17 protein-coding genes are annotated in these 18,347 nt (G+C 69.5%); 11 read left to right on the forward strand and 6 right to left on the reverse strand.

All coding sequences use genetic code 11. The annotated features are described in order from the left end of the window. Positions 1-14 precede the first annotated feature (14 nt). Together FB559_RS28425 and FB559_RS28430 are read left to right on the forward strand one after the other, a co-directional pair. On the forward strand, positions 15-1,061 hold the full coding sequence (locus tag FB559_RS28425; protein WP_246122140.1) for an ABC transporter permease: 1,047 nt from the start codon (positions 15-17) through the stop codon (positions 1,059-1,061). Next, positions 1,058-1,900, forward strand: coding sequence for an ATP-binding cassette domain-containing protein (locus tag FB559_RS28430; RefSeq protein ID WP_141959351.1), 843 nt, complete (start codon positions 1,058-1,060; stop codon positions 1,898-1,900). The genes FB559_RS28425 and FB559_RS28430 overlap by 4 nt, the downstream gene beginning before the upstream one ends. Positions 1,901-2,001: 101 nt before the next feature. On the opposite strand, the gene FB559_RS28435 is transcribed toward FB559_RS28430, so the two are convergent. Continuing rightward, a complete protein-coding gene (locus tag FB559_RS28435) occupies positions 2,002-2,622 on the reverse strand; it encodes a TetR/AcrR family transcriptional regulator (RefSeq protein ID WP_141959354.1) in 621 nt (206 codons plus the stop codon). An 83-nt stretch (positions 2,623-2,705) separates the two neighbouring features. Here FB559_RS28435 and FB559_RS28440 point away from each other — a divergent pair, with 83 nt between their 5' ends. Both FB559_RS28440 and FB559_RS28445 read left to right on the forward strand, forming a co-directional pair. Further along, positions 2,706-3,368, forward strand: coding sequence for a hemerythrin domain-containing protein (locus FB559_RS28440; RefSeq protein ID WP_141959356.1), 663 nt, complete (start codon positions 2,706-2,708; stop codon positions 3,366-3,368). A gap of 351 nt (positions 3,369-3,719) precedes the next feature. Then, complete coding sequence (locus FB559_RS28445; RefSeq protein ID WP_221640213.1) at positions 3,720-5,762, forward strand: TIM-barrel domain-containing protein; 2,043 nt, start codon at positions 3,720-3,722, stop codon at positions 5,760-5,762. 137 nt (positions 5,763-5,899) lie between these two features. Here the strand turns inward: FB559_RS28445 and FB559_RS28450 are convergent, their stop codons facing one another. Beyond that, positions 5,900-6,706 (reverse strand): class I SAM-dependent methyltransferase, encoded by an 807-nt coding sequence (locus FB559_RS28450; protein WP_141959358.1) that lies wholly within the window; start codon positions 6,704-6,706, stop codon positions 5,900-5,902. A gap of 220 nt (positions 6,707-6,926) precedes the next feature. Between FB559_RS28450 and FB559_RS28455 the strand changes: the two genes are divergently transcribed. After that, positions 6,927-7,508, forward strand: a complete 582-nt coding sequence (locus FB559_RS28455) for a hypothetical protein (protein WP_141959360.1) — start codon at positions 6,927-6,929, stop codon at positions 7,506-7,508. Positions 7,509-7,582: 74 nt separating this feature from the next. Here FB559_RS28455 and FB559_RS28460 read toward each other — a convergent pair whose 3' ends face one another. Further along, the gene (locus FB559_RS28460; RefSeq protein WP_141959363.1) at positions 7,583-8,146 is read right to left on the reverse strand and encodes a TetR/AcrR family transcriptional regulator; all 564 of its coding nucleotides are present in this window, start codon (positions 8,144-8,146) and stop codon (positions 7,583-7,585) included. 90 nt (positions 8,147-8,236) lie between these two features. On the opposite strand from FB559_RS28460, the gene FB559_RS28465 reads away from it, so the two are divergent. Further along, positions 8,237-9,097 (forward strand): SDR family NAD(P)-dependent oxidoreductase, encoded by an 861-nt coding sequence (locus tag FB559_RS28465; RefSeq protein WP_141959365.1) that lies wholly within the window; start codon positions 8,237-8,239, stop codon positions 9,095-9,097. 128 nt (positions 9,098-9,225) lie between these two features. Further along, complete coding sequence (locus FB559_RS28470; RefSeq protein ID WP_141959367.1) at positions 9,226-10,671, forward strand: hypothetical protein; 1,446 nt, start codon at positions 9,226-9,228, stop codon at positions 10,669-10,671. Here FB559_RS28470 and FB559_RS28475 read toward each other — a convergent pair. Beyond that, positions 10,668-12,386 carry an NAD-binding protein gene (locus FB559_RS28475; RefSeq protein ID WP_141959369.1) on the reverse strand — a complete coding sequence of 573 codons (1,719 nt, stop codon included), beginning with the start codon at positions 12,384-12,386 and terminating at the stop codon, positions 10,668-10,670. The two genes, FB559_RS28470 and FB559_RS28475, sit on opposite strands and share 4 nt — an antisense overlap. A gap of 142 nt (positions 12,387-12,528) precedes the next feature. On the opposite strand from FB559_RS28475, the gene FB559_RS28480 reads away from it, so the two are divergent. Both FB559_RS28480 and FB559_RS28485 read left to right on the forward strand, forming a co-directional pair. Then, complete coding sequence (locus tag FB559_RS28480) at positions 12,529-13,113, forward strand: YceI family protein (RefSeq protein WP_141959371.1); 585 nt, start codon at positions 12,529-12,531, stop codon at positions 13,111-13,113. A 35-nt stretch (positions 13,114-13,148) separates the two neighbouring features. Next, the gene (locus FB559_RS28485; RefSeq protein ID WP_141959373.1) at positions 13,149-13,604 is read left to right on the forward strand and encodes an ester cyclase; all 456 of its coding nucleotides are present in this window, start codon (positions 13,149-13,151) and stop codon (positions 13,602-13,604) included. Positions 13,605-13,687: 83 nt separating this feature from the next. On the opposite strand, the gene FB559_RS28490 is transcribed toward FB559_RS28485, so the two are convergent. Both FB559_RS28490 and FB559_RS28495 read right to left on the reverse strand, forming a co-directional pair. Next, complete coding sequence (locus tag FB559_RS28490) at positions 13,688-14,887, reverse strand: 4-hydroxybenzoate 3-monooxygenase (protein ID WP_141959375.1); 1,200 nt, start codon at positions 14,885-14,887, stop codon at positions 13,688-13,690. A gap of 99 nt (positions 14,888-14,986) precedes the next feature. Beyond that, positions 14,987-15,955 carry a Gfo/Idh/MocA family protein gene (locus FB559_RS28495; protein WP_141959377.1) on the reverse strand — a complete coding sequence of 323 codons (969 nt, stop codon included), beginning with the start codon at positions 15,953-15,955 and terminating at the stop codon, positions 14,987-14,989. A gap of 231 nt (positions 15,956-16,186) precedes the next feature. Here FB559_RS28495 and FB559_RS28500 point away from each other — a divergent pair, with 231 nt between their 5' ends. Further along, the gene (locus FB559_RS28500; RefSeq protein WP_141959379.1) at positions 16,187-17,575 is read left to right on the forward strand and encodes a serine hydrolase domain-containing protein; all 1,389 of its coding nucleotides are present in this window, start codon (positions 16,187-16,189) and stop codon (positions 17,573-17,575) included. A gap of 74 nt (positions 17,576-17,649) precedes the next feature. Further along, positions 17,650-18,309 carry a pentapeptide repeat-containing protein gene (locus FB559_RS28505; protein WP_141959381.1) on the forward strand — a complete coding sequence of 220 codons (660 nt, stop codon included), beginning with the start codon at positions 17,650-17,652 and terminating at the stop codon, positions 18,307-18,309. The last annotated feature ends 38 nt before the right edge of the window (positions 18,310-18,347 follow it).

Here is an 18,347-nt window from a genome sequence, read left to right on the forward strand (position 1 = left end):
CCAAGGAGTTCCCGGTGAGTCAGACCATCGCACCACCCGCGCCGGCGGACGAACGTCTCGCCGCGCGGTCGGCGTTCCGCAAGCTGCTGGGCCGCCCCGAGATCGGCGCGCTCGTCGGCGCCATCGTCCTGTTCGTCTTCTTCTCCCTGGTCGCCGACGCCTTCCTGCGCGCGTCGTCGTTCTCCACGGTCCTGTACTCCAGCGCGTCGATGGGCATCATGGCCGTGTCGGTGTCGCTGCTGATGATCGGCGGGGAGTTCGACCTGTCCGCGGGGGTGATGGTCACCTCCTCGGCGCTGATCGCGTCGATGTTCAGCTACCAGCTCACCCTCAACGTCTGGGCGGGCGTCGCGATCTCCCTCGTGGTGACCCTCGCGCTGGGCTTCCTCAACGGCCTGCTGTACGTCAAGACCGGGCTGCCGAGCTTCATCATCACCCTCGGCACGTTCTTCATGCTGGCGGGCCTGAACCTCGGCTTCACCAAGCTCATCACGCACAACGTCGCCACGCCCTCGATCGAGGACATGGACGGTTTCTCCCAGGCGCGTGCGGTGTTCGCGCGCAACTTCACGGTCGGCGGCGTGCAGGTCAACATCACGGTGCTGTGGTGGATCGTGTTCGTGGCCATCGCCACCTGGCTGCTGCTGCGTACGCGGTCCGGCAACTGGATCTTCGCGGTGGGCGGGTCGGCCTCCAGTGCACGCGCGGTGGGCGTCCCGGTCACGCGTACGAAGATCGCCCTGTTCATGGGCGTGTCCTTCACGGCGTGGTTCTACGGGATGCACATCCTGTTCAACTTCAAGTCGGTGCAGTCCGGTGAGGGCGTCGGCAACGAGTTCTTCTACATCATCTGCGCGGTCGTCGGCGGCTGCCTGCTGACCGGCGGGTACGGCTCGGCGATCGGCGCGGCCATCGGCGCGTTCATCTGGGGCATGACGAGCAACGGCATCGTCTACGCCGAGTGGAACCCCGACTGGTTCAAGTTCTTCCTGGGCGCGATGCTGCTCGCCGCCACCGTCGTGAACCTGGTCGTACGGCGCCGAGCGGAGGCAGGAAAATGAGTGAAGCTTCGGAGCCACTCGTCCAGTTGGAGGGCGTCGGCAAGCGGTACGGCAACGTGATCGCGCTGCGCGACATCACCCTTGAGGTCGCCGCCGGCGAGATCACCTGCGTGCTCGGCGACAACGGCGCGGGCAAGTCCACGCTCATCAAGATCGTCGCCGGCCTGCACAAGCACGACGAGGGTGTGTTCCGTGTCGAGGGCGAGGAGGTCTCCTTCGGATCGCCCCGCGAGGCGCTGGAGCACGGCATCGCCACGGTCTACCAGGATCTGGCGGTCGTGCCGCTGATGCCGGTATGGCGCAACTTCTTCCTGGGTTCGGAGAAGCGCACGGGCGTGGGGCCGTTCAAGCGGCTCGACATCGGCTTCATGCGCGCGACCGCCAAGAAGGAACTCCTGGACATGGGGATCGACCTGCGCGACGTCGACCAGCCCATCGGCACCCTGTCCGGCGGCGAGCGCCAGTGCGTCGCGATCTCCCGCGCCGTCTACTTCGGCGCGAAGGTCCTGATCCTGGACGAGCCCACCGCCGCGCTGGGGGTCAAGCAGGCAGGCGTCGTACTGCGCTACATCGCCCAGGCGCGCGAGCGGGGCCTCGGTGTCATCTTCATCTCCCACAACCCCCACCACGCGTACCCGGTGGGGGACCGGTTCCTGCTCCTCAAGCGCGGCCGCAGCATCGGTTACTACACCAACGAAGAGATCTCGCTCGCCGAGCTGACCGCCCAGATGGCGGGCGGCGCGGAACTGGACGAACTGGCGCACGAGCTGGAGAGCGCGGGAGTCAAGGGCGCCCCGGAGCTCCGCGAGGAGGCCCGCGACCTCGGCATCTCCGAATGACCGTTCGATGATGCGGACGGGCGCCCCCTGCCGGACGGCGCCCGTCCGGCCTTGGGGCCTCATCCGAGGTCCCGCTACGGACGGAGACTTCGGATGAGGTCTTAGGCCGTGACGAGCAGGGTCGTGGCCGTGGCGGCGAGCCGGGTCTCGGCCTCGTCCCAGGTCCAGTGGCAGTCGCCGACGAGCACCCGCCAGGCCTGGGGGCCGAAGCAGAACCACAGCAGGTCGGTGTACCGGTCGGCCGTCATGCCCGCCGGGAGGCACCCGAGGTCGTCGAGGTGCTCGGCGGCGCGGCGCAGCGCGGCGCGGTAGGCCGTCGCGATCCGCTCCCAGAGTGCCTCGGCGCCCTGGTGGACGTGCATCGCGCTGTTGAGGATGGCGAGGGTCTCGCCCTGGCTCTCGTTGCCGAGGCGTGTCCCGTGTGCGAGCAGGGCCAGGCAGGTGGCAGCGTCGGAGGCGGCCCGTACCTGGGCGATCGTCTCCTCGGCGCCCGAATCCTGGAGGGCCCCCTCGAGAATCTCCCGCAGGATCTCCGCCTTGCCGCCGACGCTCGCGTAGACGGTCTTGACCGCCGTTCCCGCTTCGCGGGCGATGTCGGCGACGGTGACCTGGGCGTACCCGTTGCGCGCGAACAGCCGCCGGGCCGCCGCGATGAGGTCCCGTCGTGTGGCCGCGGCACCGAGCTCCCGGCGCGGCGAGTGGTAGGTCCGGGCTTGGGACATGATCACATCATAATGTGTGTATTCGATGCACTATCGTGTACTTCGTTGCACACCGACTTACCCCAATTCGCCAAGGAACTGTCATGACTTCAGTAGTGCGCACCGCGGGCTCGCACATGTACGACGAGCTCATCGCGGTACACACGATCATGCGCCGGGGCACGGTCCTGACAGCGGAGGCGTTCGCGCGGTTCGCCGACGCCGGCTCTGCCGGCGCGGTCGACGCCAAGACCCTGGTGAACACGGCGCGTTGGCTCGTCACCTTCGTCCATCATCACCACGCCAGTGAGGACGAGCTCTTCTGGCCGGTGCTGCGCGAGCTGTTCCCCGAGGCGTCCGGGAAGCTCGATGACCTGACCGCCGAACACGAGGCGCTCGACGCCGAGTTGCAGGCCTTGACCACGGCCATCGACGGGGTCGCCGCGGGGGAGCGGGCGGCTGCCGAGCGCGGTGCCTCTGCGGCAGCGAAGGTCCGTGACCTGCTGGCCGGGCACCTCGACGATGAAGAGCCGGCGCTCGTCGAGCTGTTCCCGCAGGTACCGGACGCGGAGATGATCAGGCTACGCAAGGCCATCGTCGACGGCGCGCCCCGCTCGGGGCCGGACCTGCTGTTCGGGCTGCTGGAGGACCCGGACCGCCCGGCGGGCTACGGCGAGATGATGAGCGACCTCCCGGCCCCACTGCGCTGGCTGCGCCCGGTGCTGCTCAACCGCTACCGGTCACGCAAGAAGGCCCTCGGCGGCTGACCCCTGCCGGAGCACGCCGCGAGGCGCTCCGCCGCCCTTCGCGGGCGTCCTCGGCCGTCGCCGAAGCGACGCGGCCCCGTACACGGGGCCTGCGTGTGTGGCCGCAGGGCTGGGGTTCCGCCGCCCCGAATACGGTCGCGTCATAGACGCGAGCGGCGGAAACGCCCTGCTCGGCGCCCTCGTTCTCGCCGTGGGACGACTCGGCGAGGACGCTCCGTAAGCGGGTTCACGTGCGTGCCACACAGCCGAAGATCTTGACGCGGCGCTCGTTTATGCGCAGTATCGGCCAGTAGTGCGCACAAATGAGCAGTCCGGCAACCCCACGGCCGGGCGGCTCCCGAACCCCGCGAGGTGATCGCGCTGAGATCCCGCCGACTATTCCTTCCCCTCGCTCTTCTTTCGCTGGCCGCCACGTCGTTCGCCGGTGGCGCCGGCGCGGCCTCGGCCGCCCCGCGTTTCACGTATCACGACAGTGCCGGGTCCATCACGCTGACCGCCCCGGCGTACCAGGTCGTCATCGCCAAGCGGCACTTCCAGATCAGCGCCCGCCGGGCCGGCCGTACGGTGCTGAACACCACGAACACCGACGCCATCGACTTCACCGGGCCGAACGGCCAGGCCACCGCCACCGACGTACGCAAGGCCACCTGGTCCCACGGCGTACTGACCCTGAGCGTCGCCACCACCGACAAGTCGGCCACCCTCGCGGTGAAGGTGACCCCGTCAGCGGACCGCTACAAGGTGGAGAGCACGGTCCAGGGCGCGACGCCGACCGCCACCGGCATGCACTTCGCGATGGCCTCGGCCGGGCACTGGTACGGCCATGGCGAGGCGAGCACCGACGAGGGCGGCCCCTACACGGACCAGCCGTGGCCGCTCGACTCCGGCAAGGTCGCCGACGACGCGTTCGGCCCGGCGTCGTACCAGATGGTCGACCCGTTCTGGTTCACCCAGTCGGCCGCGGGCATCTTCTTCGACACCCAGGACCTGATGAACGTCGACCTCGGCAAGAAGACCGCCGGCGTCGCGGGCATGGAGGTCACCGGCTCGCCGGGCTTCGCGGCCACGTTCTTCGTCGAGAAGACCCCCAAGGCCGTCTACGACGACTACATCGGCATCACGGGCAAGCCCGCCAAGAGCGACGCCGAGCCGTACCAGTACGAGACGCCGCTGTGGAACTCCTGGGCGCAGTTCTACACGAACGTGGACCAGGCCGGCTTCCTGGACTACGTGCACCGTCTGCACGACGCCAAGGTCCCCGGGCACACGATGTCGCTGGACGACGGCTGGATGAGTCACTACGGCGACTTCACCTTCAACTCCAAGTTCCCCGACCCCAAGGCGATGTCGGACGAGGTGCACAACCTCGGGGACAAGTTCGGCCTCTGGGTGACGCTCTGGATCAACCTCGACGCGGACAACTACAAGGTGGCCGCGGACAAGGGATACCTGCTGAAGTCCAAGGACGACCCGTCCAAGCCGTGCACCGTCGACTGGTGGAACGGCAAGGCCGGCATCGTGGACCTGGGCAACCCTGACGCGCGCGCCTGGTACACCGGCCAGCTGCAGGCGCTCGAGAAGACCTATGGGGTGGACGGGTTCAAGTTCGACACCCGCTTCTACGACGAGACGTGCGCCCCCGCCCAGGGCTACACGGCCAACGACTACGTCAAGCTCGGCGCCCAGCTCACCGACGAGTTCGACCAGCAGGGTGTGGGCGTGCGCATCCACTGGACCGGCTCGCAGAAGTACGGCTTCGTGACCCGCGAGATCGACAAGGGCACGGACTGGACGTCCCTGCAGGCCGCCGTCCACCAGGACCTGGCCGTCTCCACGATCGGCTACCCGTTCGTGGAGACCGACATGGTCGGCGGCTCGGAGGGCGGACCGCCGCCGTCCAAGGAGGTTCTCATCCGCTGGGCGCAGGCGGCCGCCGCCATGCCGCTCATCTACTCCTCGACGTCACCGATCCGCGTCTACGACTACGTCAACAACAAGTGGATCGACTACGACCCGGACACGGTGAAGCTCTACAACAAGGCGCTGGACGTTCACAAGCGCCTGGCGCCGTACATCGAGAGGCAGGTGAAGGCCACGCTGCGGTCCGGTGATCCGATCATGCAGCCGCTGTTCTTCGACTTCCCGTCGGACAAGGCGTCGTACACGATCGGCGACGAGTGGCTGCTCGGCGACTCGCTGCTGACCGCGCCGGTGCTGTCGGAGGGCACGAGCCGCGACGTCCACCTGCCGCCGGGTGAGTGGTACGACGTGACCCGCGGCCGGACCGTACGGGGTGACCTGCACGCCTACCCGTCCGACCTGGGCACGCTGCCGCTCTTCGTACGGATGGGGACCCCCGACACCAAGTCCCTGATCGCCGCCCTGCGCCACTAGCGGGACGTGACGCGAACGCGCCCGGCACCGGCGGACGAAGGACCGCCGACGCCGGGCGCGTTCGCGTCCGATCCACGCCGGGCACGCCATGGAGCAGGCGTGCGTTGGCTGCCGTGATCACGGCTGACGCCAACAGGTCAACGGGTTCCCCAGAGCAGCCGGCACGCGTACGGCAGGACATACGTGCCGTCTGATCGCCTGTATTCACTCGTGAGGTCGCGAACCCTGTCGCGGGCCTGATGGGTGTGGTCATCGTCGAGTCCGGTGACCACCGCCTGCAGCATGGCCGGGCCGCCGGCGAGAGCCCACATGGCCTCCTCGTCGGCGAACTCGACGGGCCAGGTCCACAGGGAACTGTCGACCTTCGAGAACCCGGCCTGCCGCAGCCATGACTCCCGCCTTCCGGGCATCGCGAACTGCTCCATCCGCCGCATCGCCGCCGTCGCCTGCGGAGGAAGCCACTCATCGACGGCCGAGGCGATCGCGTAGGTCAGGACGTTCTTGCTGGCGGCGTCCCACGTCGCCACGGCGAAGCCACCGTCCGGCCGCAACACCCGCGACATCTCACGTGCCTCGGCCATCGGATCGGCGAAGGAGAGGACCCCGAACCGGGACACCACGCAGTCGACCGAGGCGTCCGCGAGGTCAAGGTGCCGGCTGTCCATCACGGCGAACCGGGTGTCGGCCAGGCCCTTGGCCTCCGCTTTGCGCCGGGCGGCTCCCACCATCGGCTCGGCGCTGTCGACACCGATCAGGTGGGTTCCGGGTCGGTGCTCCGCGAGGGTGAGCCCGGGCTCCCCCGTGCCACACGCGATGTCCAAGACGGTCGTGCCGTGCCCAAGCGGCGGAACGTGTTCGAGAATTCCGGTCGTCGCCCCCGCCATCAAGGGCTGGACCTGATCGAAGTTGTTCACGAGGCTGTCGAAGTCGAACGCGGAGGGCATGAGACTCCCAAGGTAGATCGTCTAAGCCGGGATGTTATTGACATCGTGGCCTAGTTCCGGCCTTCGACGCGGAGTTCCTCGGTGTGTTGTCCGGGTCTCACGGTGGCGTGCCGTGAGGCGGTCACCGGCGATGGCGGTCGGCTGTGAGAGAACAACCGCCGGGCGGGGCCGGTGATCGCGTTGACTGTGCGGTACGCGACCACCTCGGCGGGAGGAACACATGGGCGAGCATGAGGCCCTCTGGATCGACCGGGAGTACGACCGGGGACGCGCTGCCGACGGGTTGAGCCGCTACGCCGAACTCGTACGGGACAACGTCGCGGCGTTCGACGGATCGTGGGGCGACATCGCCCCGGTGACCTTCGCCTGCGCCGCGTGGCGGCTGGCCGTCACTCCGTCGCCCCCGTGCGTGCGCCGGCACCGGCGGATCCTGTCCGTCGCCTGCGACCGCAACCCCTGGGACGGCACCCTGACAGCCCACGCCCTGCTCGTGTCACCGCTTCCCGCCCAGCTCACCGCCTCACGGGAATGGTGGCGGGACCGCGGCTGGCGTGACTGGCCGCAGACCTTCGGCCAGTACCTCGAACCCACCGACCAGGACCTGACCCGCAGCCCCTTCCTGCGGACCACCTTGCTCATTGACACGCCCGTGCCGCTCGGCGCGCTCCCGCCGGCACCCGGCGGCCCATCCGACACCCTGGCCGACACCGCCCGCCTCGCGGTGGCGGTCCTGGTCAAAGAGCTCAACGAGCTGCTCAACCCGATCATCCGCCGGCTCGAGACCGCCCCGGCACCAGGTTGAGCGCCACACGCGGCGCACGGTGAGACCTGACGCCCCGCCCGTGGATCCGCAGGTGCTGACTCCGAAGGCGCCGGTCAGGCGAGCAGCGCGCGTACGGCGTCGATCACTACCTGGCGGCGGTGGGCGCGGGTGTGACGGCTCACCAGCGCGTTGTACTCCGGGGTCATCGACGTCCACATCGACGCGATCGTGAGGACGAGCGCGAGCAGGTCGTCGGCCGCTACGGCGGCCGGGAGCGCCCCCGAACGCTGGGACGAGGCGATGGCCTCGACCTTGGCGCGGTTGCTCGCCACCACGATCTCCAGCGGTGAGTCCGTCTCGGCGCGTTCGAGGCGGTACCAGGTGGCGAGCCGCTGCACCTCCGGGTGGTCCTCGTAGCCGTCGAACAGCCGGGCGGCGTAGCCGGGCAGGTCCAGGGGATCGATCGGCACCTCGCGGACGGTGCGGACGACGAGCTCGTGGAAGACGGCGTCGAACAGGGCGTCCTTGCTGCCGAAGTAGTGGTAGATCTGCGCCTTGTTGGACCGGGCCGCGGCGGCGATCCGGTCCACGCGCGCGCCGGCGATGCCGTACGCGGCGAACTCCTGGCTCGCCGCGTCCAGAAGCCGGCGCCTCGTCGCCTCCGCGTCACCTGCCATGGGCGACAGCGTACCGCCGGCTAACCGGTTAGTTGACAGATGAGGTACCGTCAATCAACTAACCATTTAGTCGAAGCGAAAGGCGAGAACATGAGCAAGGTCTTCCTCGTCACCGGAACCTCACGCGGCCTCGGGCGAGAGATCGCCGAAGCGGTCCTCGCGGAAGGGCACGCCCTCGTCGCCACCGCCCGCAGGCCTAACCTGCCCGGTGAGCTGGTCGCGAGGTACGGCGAAAGGCTCCGCCAGGTCCCCCTCGACGTCACCGACCCGCAGGCCGCCGAGGCCGCCGTACGCACCGCGGTGGAGGAGTTCGGCCGCCTCGACGTGGTCGTGAACAACGCCGGCTACGCCGATCTGGCCTCCGTCGAGGACGTCACCGCCGAGGACTTCCGCGCGCAGATCGACACCAATCTTCTCGGCGTCGTCAACGTGACCAAGGCCGCCCTGCCGGTGCTGCGTGAGCAGGGTTCGGGTCACATCATCCAGGTCTCCTCGGTCGGCGGCCGGGTCACGACCGTGGGCCTGTCCGCCTACCAGGCCGCGAAGTGGGCCGTCGGCGGGTTCTCCGAGGTGCTCGCCCAGGAGGTCGGGCCGCTCGGCATCAAGGTCACCGTGCTGGAGCCCGGCGGGATGCGTACGGACTGGGCCGGGTCCTCGATGTCGATCCCCCCGGTCAGCGAGCCGTACCGGAAGACCGTCGGCGCGCTGGCCGAACGATTCGCCGAAGGCGGGATGGCCGCGGCGGGCGATCCGGCCAGGGTCGCCGAGGTCGTGCTGAAGGTCGCCGGCCTGGACGAGCCTCCGCTGCGGCTGCTGCTGGGCAGCGACGCCGTACGCTACGCCGCCGCGGTCGAACGGGCACGCGCCGAGAGCGACGCCCGCTGGCGCGACCTCAGCCTGTCCACCGACCACGACGCCGCGACCGAGGCCGAGCTGAAGCCCCTGGGCTGAGCCGGCCGGCATCACAGCTTCGCAGGTCCGTGGCGTTATCCCCCGCGATCACGGGGAATGATCGCCAGGAAAAGATTGGGCAGCAGTTTCCCCCCGGTGCCCATGTCGTCGGTAGCGGGGGGTAGGCAGTGTTGATCGGGACTGGACGCCGCGGCGCAGGCGTCGCGGCGATCGCGCTCGGCGGTCTGGCCGCGGGCGTCATCGCCGGATGCGCAGAGCATTCTCACAAGACACACGCGATCTCCAAGGCGACGGCGGTCGTGCCGGTGTCGAACGAGGTCCATGGCTACGTCTCCAAGGTCTGGCCGGACGCCGGGCGCATCTGGCCCGGCGTCGTCCTGAAGGACCGGCGGGTCATCATCGGCGACGGGAAGGTCGCGCGGCTGGTGACGGTCGAGGGCGTGAAGAACCTCGGCGCCGCCGACCTGACGCGGCACAGGGTCACGATCCCGGCCTCCGGGTCGCTCTACACCAGCTGGGACGGGCACCCCGCCGTCGTGATCAACAGTGCCGACCCGGCGTACGCCGACGAGGCCAAGAACGAGCACGCGAGCCTGTCGCAGATCCTGTTCGGCGCCGCGACCGACGAGCTGTTCCATTCGTGGCAGCAGCGCGGAAAGCCCCTTGACCAGCACCAGCTGCGGGGCACCGAGTATCCGCTCGCCGTCACGCCACGGCTGTACCGCGCCATGCTGTACGACGACGTGGTCGCGGCCTACCACGATCCCCAGCAGAAGAAGCAGCGGCTCGCCAACGCCTCGTACTGGTACTCGCGGTGGCAGAAGGAGTACCCCGACGAGGCCAAGCGCGCCGCGGCCACCGATGCCGCGGAGGGCGCGGCCGGCTACTTCGACGCCGTCGCCGCGGCCATGGCCGAGGGCGCCGACCGTAAGGACCCCGGCGACCTGCGGGAGCACGTGTCGTACGCGCCGCTCGACCAGGGCCTGGACCCGCGGCACCTGACCGTCGACGGCGAGGCCGCGCCGCTGGGCGCCCTTTCCGGTCTGCTGCTGGACGAGAACAAGAAGGACGAGAACAAGAAGGGGAAGAAGGCCGAGCAGCCCTGGCAGCGGCAGGTCACCCAGGGTGGCCAGACCCCGCTCGGGCTCCTGCTGCAGGGTGTCGCCCCGGCCGCCGAACAACCGTCGGACGATCTGCGCCAGGGCATCCAGGACGTGCTCGCAAAGCAGAACAGCGACCTGATCCCGCGCTTCAACCCGCTGGTCAGGGCCTACAACGACCACGGGGACAAGCTGCTGCTCGTCCCGCTGGAGTCGGCCACCGGAGACCTGGACACCGGCGGCTACTACACGACCAAGGACGTGCCGTACGCGATGCTGGCGCGGCTCACGGGGACCTTCCAGTTCCCGAGCGGGAAGCTCAAGGCGAACGAGGCGTCCGTGCTCACCGGCGCGATCCGCGGCCGGCAGTACGTGATCGTGCCGCTCGACACGGAGCACAAGGACACCCGGCTGTCCGACGGCCGGCTCCGGCTCGACACCGGGCCGCTGGTCGGGACGTTCCGGGTGAAGGCCCAGAAGATGGCGGGACGCGACGGCCTCGTGGCCCACTAGCCACCCGGCGACTCCTCACGCATCCGTAAGGCCGGTGGGGCCTGCGACGGGGAGATGCTGCGCGCCCGTACGTGCCCGATGCCCGTACGGGTGGCCAGCACGATGAGCCGGTCGCCCCGTACGAGGCGGTAGCCGGCCTGGGGCGCCCAGTCGAAGTGCGGGCCGCCCCGGCGGCCCAGCGCGAGCACCCGTGACTCGCCGGGCTGGTTGACGTCGCTCAGCGGGCGGCCCTCCAGCACCGAGCCCTGGGCGATGGGTACGTCGGCGATGAGCATCACCTTGCGGCCGACCGGGATGGTACCGATGATCAGGCGTTCCATCATGGCGGCGGCGAAGGCCGGCGCGGCGAGGAAGGACACGCTGCGCGACACCGGGATGCGGAAGTTGCGGTGCACCCGGCCGGCCAGGTCGTCGTCGAAGAGCCGCAGCACGACCCGTACGTTGTCCTTCAGGTCGCGCGAGCTCAGCCCGGCCTCGAGGTTGGTGATGTCGTCACTCGTGACGGTGACGACCGCGCGGCAGGTGCTGACCCACGCGCTGCGCAGCGTCTCCTTGCGCGTGGCGTCGCCGATCACGAGCGGCAGCCCTTCGCGGCGGGCGAAGGGAACACCGACCGCGTCCTCGTTCATCTCGACGCACACGACGGGGACGCCGAGGTCGTTCAGCTGCGCCACCACGCGTAGCCCGACACCGCCGAGCCCGACGACCACGATGTGGCCGCTGATCGGCTCGCGCAGCTCCAGCGGGCCGGCGAGCCGGGCGCGGACCACCGCGTCGACGACCGCGGCCGTGACGGCCGGCACCAGGGCAAGGCTGGCGAGGGTCACCACGACCTGGATCAGCTTCGCCGGCCCTCCGAGTGAGGGTTCGGGGTCGGCGGCACCCGCGAGGTCGAGGAGGACGAGATAGACCGACTCGCTGAGGCCGTAGTGCGCGGCGATGCTCAGCAGCACCGTGCCGATGACGATCACGGCCAGGAGCGAGACCGCCACCTGCATCAGGCGGCGGTTGAGGATCAGCGCGAGGTTGCGCGTCAGCCCCGAGACCTGGCTCCGGTGCGGACGGTGGGACAGGAGCGGGTCGCGCGGGGTCTTGTCGGCGACGGCCAGCACCAGGTTGGCGCTCTCGTGCGGGTCGGGCAGCAGGCGCGGGTTGCCCTCCGAGCGCCGGGTGTCGGCCAGCCCGCAGATGATGCTGGTCGGCCGGTCGCTGCGGCGCGCGACATAGAGGGTGCGGCCGGCCACGCGTACGTGGCTGGGAGCCGGATCGCCGAGCGCCGCTGCCACGAACGACGGCGCGGCCATCGCGCCGTCGGACAGCACCGCGCAGTCGTTGAACAGGGTACGGATCCGCTGACCCAGCGAGGTGTTCGACATCCGGATGACGAGCCGCGCGCCCGGGTTGAGCTCCTGCACCCGCAGCGCGGCGTGGATGTTGCCGACCTCGCTGTTGCCCACGAGCGCGACCGCGCTGGCCGCCTCCGCGTTGACGTCGCGGAACGCCTCGTCGTTCAGCTCATGGGCCTCGTGCACCTTGACCCGGGGCAGCTCGGCGATCTGCGGTCCGTGGTTGCGTTTCTTGGACGGCAGGATGACGGTGACGTCCTGCAGATAACGCGTGGCCAGCTCGTCGGCGAGCCGGAAGGCGAGGGGCGTGTCGCCGCAGACGACTAGGTGACCGCGCATCGTGCTGCGACGCCGGGGGACTGTCGGCACGTCGTGATCCTAATCCGCCGATCCCCCGCGCTGCGTGTCGTGTGAGGCTCCACCGCATGTGAGGACGCTCTCAAAGCGGCTCCGATGCGCTCGAAGACGACCCGGGCCGTCCCCTCGGCGGCCGTGCGTTCGTCATCTGGGTATGAGCGACAACCACGGCACCGCATCCCTGAAGACAACGAACGTCGCGATCCCGGACTATCTGACCGGCACCTGGAAGGCCGACCCGGTGCACTCCGAGATCGCCTTCTCCGCCCATCACCTCATGGTCAGCAAGATCCGTGGCCGGTTCACCGGCTACGACGTCACGATCGTCACGAGCGAGGACCCGCTGACCTCGTCGGTCACCGCGACGATCGACCTCGCGTCCATCGACACCGGCTACCGATCCCGTGACGACCACCTCCGCTCCGCCGACTACCTCGAGGTCGAGCGGTACCCGACGATGGGCTACCGCTCCACCGGCATCCGCCGGACCGGCGACGGCTGGGCCGTCGACGGTGACCTGACGTTGCACGGCGTCACCCGGCAGGTGCCGCTGGCCGTCGAGGTGAACGGGTTCACCCCGGACCCGTTCGGCGGGCAGCGGGCCGGCTTCTCCGCGACCACGCGGATCGACCGGCGCGACTTCGGCATCGACCTCGTCCTCCCGCTGGACGGCGGTGGCGTCGTGGTCGGCGACAAGGTGTCGATCAGCCTCGAGATCCAGGCCGTCCTCCAGAAGTGATCCGGCCGTTTCGTAGCGAACCGAGAAGAGGCCACGTGTCAACAGCACAGGCGACAAGCAACAAGGCGAAGTTCGGCCGCCTCCATGACGCCGCGAACAGCGGCGACGTGGAGGTCATCTCAAGGACGATCGACGAGGTCGTCGCCCCGGACGTGGTGATCCGCACACCGTTGCCGACCGACGCCACAGGGGCGGCGGCGCTCAAACAGGTCTGGGCGACGCTCCTTCGCGCGTTCCCCGACCTTCACGTCGCGGTCGAGGATGTGATCGCGGAGGGGGACAAGGTCGTCTGCAGGAACACGGTCACCGGAACCCATCAGGGCGAGTACATGGGCCGTCCGCCGACCGGCCGGTCCATCACGTACAACGAGATCCTCATCTCCCGCTTCGCGGACGGCCGGATCGCCGAGACCTGGGGGATCGTGGACGTCCTGTCGCAGCTGCGGCAGCTCGGCGCGGTTCCCGAAGATCCGGGGGACAAGGTCGGGTAGCCGCCTGGCCTCGGCGCCGGCTGATCCTGGCGGTCCTGGCCACGGTCGCGTTCGAAGGAGGGCTCCGCGACGGCGGCCAGGTCTCAGAAGTCGGCGTGCTTGCCCGTGTAGATGTCCGCGAACGCCGCCGCGGCCGTCTTGGACTTCAGCAGCCGCCGCAGGCGTGCCTCGGTGAGGCGGGTCTGGAACGGGTCGGCCGTTGCGGTCACGGTCGGCCCGTGGAAGATCTCCGAGAGCCACTGGGAGAACTCCTGGTACTGCCAGATCCTCTCCAGGCAGGCATCGGAATATCCGGCCAGTTTCGCGTCGTCGCCCTCGTAGTGCGCGGCGATGGCGGAGGCGAGCAGCAAGGCGTCATTGATCGCGAGGTTCATGCCCTTGGCCGCGATGGGCGCGACCAGGTGCGCCGATTCGCCGGCCAGGTGGAGCCGGCCGCGCGACAGGGGTTCGACGACATAGTTCCGCATGTCGAGAACCCGCTTTTCGATCAGCGCCCCGAGAGCGATTGGGCCGCCCGGAATTTCCAGGCGGATGCGCAGTTCTTCGTGCACCCGTTCCTCTGGCCAGTTCGCCTCGGAGTCGCCCGGCGGGCACTGGAGATAGAAACGCGTGACGTCCGGGCCGCGCGCCATATGGGCGGCGAAACCGCGCGGATGGATGCCGAAGATCACCCCGGTCGCGGACGGTGGAGCCTCGGCCAGCAGGGCGAGCCAGCCGATGCCGTAGTCGTGCGAGGCGAGGAGCGCGTTCCCCGCGGTGAGATAGCCGCGGGAGACGCCCCGCGCGCCGTCGCAGCCGGCGATGAAGTCGCACTCGACGCGGTGCGGCAGACCGGTCTCGGAGTCCTCGTAGGTGACCGCGGGATGGTCGGTGTCCACATCGTGAAGGCGGACGTCGCGTACGCCGAAGCGCACGTCGCCGCCCTGGTCGGTGTGGAGTCCGACCAGGTCCGTGACCAGATACTGCTGCGGGTAGACGAAGTGCCGGTGACCGGCGAGCTCGCCGTAGTTCATGATGTGACGCGCGCCGTTGAACCGGAACTCGAAGGAACCCTGGATCTCGGCCTTCTCCAGGAGCCGGTCGGCCAGGCCGTGGCGCTCCAGCGCGCGTACGGCCCATTCCTCGATGAATCCCGCACGCGGACGCTGCTCGATGAAGGCGCGGCTCTCCTCCTCCAGGAGCACGCACGCGATTCCCCCGACGCGCAGCAGATTGGCGAGCGTCAGTCCGGCGGGCCCGGCACCGACGATGACGACCTGTGTACGGCGGGGGGAATTCGTCATGACCCTGTTTAACAGATGACGGATTCCAGGGAACTAACGATTGCGACGCACTCATCGAGGGCGTCACCGGCGATACGGCTGGACTTATTTCGGCGTGCGCTACGCGGACGGCTGGGAGACGATCGCCTCGAGGGCGCGGACGATCGCGATGCTCTCGTCGAGGGGCATTACCGGCGACTCGGTGAGGCCGGCGTCGATGCAGCGCGCGACCTCTTGGGCCTCGTAGGTGAAGCCGTGGCCGGCGATCTCGACATGGTGGGTCTCCGGCTCGGCGCCGTCGCGGTGCACGGTCATCGTCTCCGGGTGCCAGAACGGCCCGGCCACGTCGATCCAGCCGTTCGTGCCGACGACGGTGGCCGTCTGAGGGGACCTGGCGAAGAACCCGCAGTGCAGGAGCGCCACCGCCCCCGAGTCGTACCCGAACACGATGCCCGTGTTGGCGTCCACTCCCGTCGGCGCGGGTACGGCGACCGCCTCGACCGTGGCCGGTTCGCCGAGCAGCATCCAGGCGAAGGACACCGGGTAGACGCCCAGGTCCAGCACGGCACCGCCGGCCAGGTCAGGCGACCACAGCCGGTGCGCCGGGTCGAACTCCGCGTTCTCGGAGAAGTCGGCGTACACCGCCTTGACGTCGCCGATCGCGCCCTCGGCCACCAGGTCGCGCAGGCGGGCGACGAGCGGGTTGAACCGCGTCCACATCCCCTCCATCGCGAACAGCCCGCGCTCCCGCGCGAGGGCGGTCAGGTCCTCGGCCTCGGCCGCCGTCGGGGTGAAGGGCTTCTCCACGAGTACGGCGCGGCCCGCCTCCAGGCAGGTACGGGCGGCGGAGTGGTGCGCGCTGTGCGGTGTCGCGACGTAGATGACGTCGATGGCCTCGTCCGCGGCGAGCTCGGCGTAGGAACCGTACGCGCGGGCGATGTCATAGCGGCCGGCGAACTTCTCGGCCGTCTCCGGAGCGCGGGACCCGACGGCCCTCACCTCGTGCCCCTCGTGCCCGAGGAGGAGCAGATCCTCGGTGAACGTACGCGCGATGCCACCGGTACCCAGGATTCCCCACCGAATCGTCATGAGCCGGATCGTACGGGGCTTATGTACCTGCTCGGGACCTTTTCGGGCCCGTGACCTGCACCACTTCGCGCCTCGGCGGAGGCGGGCAGAGCCTGCTCCCGGGTTCTGGAGGGCCCGCCGCCGAGCTCATGACGGAGACGTGAGGTCTGGTCGGTCACGACCAGTCGGCAGGCCGCCGGTCGTCGGCGACGACGAACTTTTCGAGCGGCGATGTCCTTAGCATCACTGCCCATGGGCGACCTTGACGAGATTCAGGCCTGGCTTGGTGAGCAGCTTCCACGGTTGCTCGTGGAGCACCATGTTCCGGGCGCGGCGTGGGCTGTTCTGCGGGGCGACCAGGTGGTCGACGGGGCGGCCGGGTTGCTCAGCAAGGCGACCGGAGTGGAGGCGACCGCGGATTCGGTCTTTCAGATCGGGTCGGTCACCAAGCTCTGGACCAGCACGTTGGTGATGCAGCTGGCCGACGGGGGCATAGTCGACATCGACCGGCCGGTGCGCGACTATCTGACGGAATTTCGCATCGCCGACGACGAGGCGGCCGGCCGGATCACCGTCCGGCAGTTGCTCGCCCACACCGCCGGGTTCGAGGGGGACATCTTCACCGACACCGGGGTGGGCGACGACTGTCTCGAGAAGTACGTCGCGACCCTGCACGACGTGCCGCAGCTGTTCCCGCCCGGCGAGCAGTTCTCCTACAACAACGCCGGCTACTGCGTGCTCGGCCGGCTCGTCGAGGTGCTACGCGGGCAGCCGTACGACGCGTGCCTGCGCGAGCACCTCATCGCGCCGCTGGGGCTCACCCACACCGCCACGAGCCCCTACGAGGCGATCATGTACCGCGCCGCGATGGGCCACATCGAGCTGGAACCGGGTGCCGGCTACGTACCGGCACCCGTATGGGCCATGGCGCGGTCGAACGCCCCGGCCGGCTCGATGCTCGCGATGCGGCCGCGGGACCTGGTCACCTTCGCGCGGATGCATCTCGAGGACGGCCGTACGGCCGACGGCACCCAGGTGCTGGCCCCGGGGACCGCCGCCCGGATGCACGACCGGCAGGTCGACCTGCCCGAACTCGGACTCATGGGGACGTCGTGGGGTCTCGGTTTCGAGCGGTTCGACACGCCGGCCGGCACGATCATCGGTCACGACGGCAACACCATCGGGCAGGGCGCCTTCCTGCGGATGGTCCCCGAGGCCGGGCTGGCCGTCGCGCTGCTGACCAACGGCGGCGACGTCATCTCGCTCTACCGCGACGTCGTGGGTCACATTCTCGGTGAGCTCACCGACGTCGGTCTGCCCGCCCTCCCCGCCCCGCCCGCCGAGCCCCGGCCGATCGACGCCGAGCGGTACGTCGGCACCTACTCGGCTCAGGTCTTCGACCTCACCGTCAGCCAGGACAGTGATCAGCGGATCTGGATCGAGCAGATCCCCAAGGGTCTCCTCGTGGAGATGGGCGGGCGCACCGAACGTACCGAGCTCGTCCACTACCGCGACGACATGCTGATTCCGGTCCAAGCCGACCGCGGCATGCACATGCCGCACGCGTTCCTGGGCGACGACGGCACCGGCCACGCGCTGTATCTGCACCTGGGCCGCGCGGTCCGCCGCGCCGGCGCCTGACCACCCGACTCCTGCCGGGCGCCGCCGCGGGCCATGACCCCGTGGCCGGCGGCCCGAGCCGGTACCTTCGTCCGATGCCCACCCGCCGCGCACGAACGCCCGTGCCACCGAAGCTGCCGGCAGAGCTGGTCCCCGCCCGGCTCTCCTCGCTCACCGACGACGGCGTCTACCTGTCCCAGGAGTTCGGCGGAAGCGTCGAGGCCGGGACCCGCGCGGAGGATGTCGACGTCGAACGCTGCCGTTTCGACACCGCCGGGCTCGCCGGTGCGGTGCTGCGGCGGGGGAGCTTCTCCGACGTCGAGTTCCTCGGCTGCGATCTGGCGAACATCGAGGTCGTCGACGGAATGGTGACCAACGCCCTCCTGGACCGCTGCCGCCTGACCGGGGCGAAATGGACCGGCTGTACGTTCCGCGACGTCGTGTTCGCCGGGTGCCGCGGCGACCTGAGCCGTTTCCGCATGAGCCGGTTCCGCAACGTGGTGTTCCGCGACTGCAACCTCACCGAGGCGGACTTCCAGGGGGCGGAGTTCACCGGGTGCCGGTTCGAGGACTGCCGGATGCAGGGCGTGCAGTTCAGCCAGGCGAAGATGCTGGGCACGACGGTCTTTTCCGGATGCGACCTGTGGGGGATCGGCGGCGTCGAGAGTCTGCGCGGTTCCACGGTGAAGAGCGCCGACGCGCAGAGCCTGTTGCACACTCTGGCCTCGGCGCTGGGAATCACGGTCGAGGAGTGAGAATCGGGTAACCGCGGGCACGCGTTCGGTTACGCTTT

It is taken from the genome of Actinoallomurus bryophytorum (genome assembly GCF_006716425.1).
GTDB classification, from domain to species: Bacteria; Actinomycetota; Actinomycetes; order Streptosporangiales; family Streptosporangiaceae; genus Actinoallomurus; species Actinoallomurus bryophytorum.

Bases quoted from the DNA above. Each gene is read 5' to 3' on its own strand.
- FB559_RS28450 (WP_141959358.1), bottom strand. From the start codon at position 6,706: ATGCCCTCCGCGTTCGACTTCGACAGCCTCGTGAACAACTTCGATCAG.
- FB559_RS28505 (WP_141959381.1), top strand. From the start codon at position 17,650: ATGCCCACCCGCCGCGCACGAACGCCCGTGCCACCGAAGCTGCCGGCA.
- FB559_RS28465 (WP_141959365.1), top strand. From the start codon at position 8,237: ATGAGCAAGGTCTTCCTCGTCACCGGAACCTCACGCGGCCTCGGGCGA.
- FB559_RS28480 (WP_141959371.1), top strand. From the start codon at position 12,529: ATGAGCGACAACCACGGCACCGCATCCCTGAAGACAACGAACGTCGCG.
- FB559_RS28435 (WP_141959354.1), bottom strand. From the start codon at position 2,622: ATGTCCCAAGCCCGGACCTACCACTCGCCGCGCCGGGAGCTCGGTGCC.
- FB559_RS28455 (WP_141959360.1), top strand. From the start codon at position 6,927: ATGGGCGAGCATGAGGCCCTCTGGATCGACCGGGAGTACGACCGGGGA.
- FB559_RS28500 (WP_141959379.1), top strand. From the start codon at position 16,187: ATGGGCGACCTTGACGAGATTCAGGCCTGGCTTGGTGAGCAGCTTCCA.
- FB559_RS28440 (WP_141959356.1), top strand. From the start codon at position 2,706: ATGACTTCAGTAGTGCGCACCGCGGGCTCGCACATGTACGACGAGCTC.
- FB559_RS28495 (WP_141959377.1), bottom strand. From the start codon at position 15,955: ATGACGATTCGGTGGGGAATCCTGGGTACCGGTGGCATCGCGCGTACG.
- FB559_RS28430 (WP_141959351.1), top strand. From the start codon at position 1,058: ATGAGTGAAGCTTCGGAGCCACTCGTCCAGTTGGAGGGCGTCGGCAAG.
- FB559_RS28490 (WP_141959375.1), bottom strand. From the start codon at position 14,887: ATGACGAATTCCCCCCGCCGTACACAGGTCGTCATCGTCGGTGCCGGG.
- FB559_RS28460 (WP_141959363.1), bottom strand. From the start codon at position 8,146: ATGGCAGGTGACGCGGAGGCGACGAGGCGCCGGCTTCTGGACGCGGCG.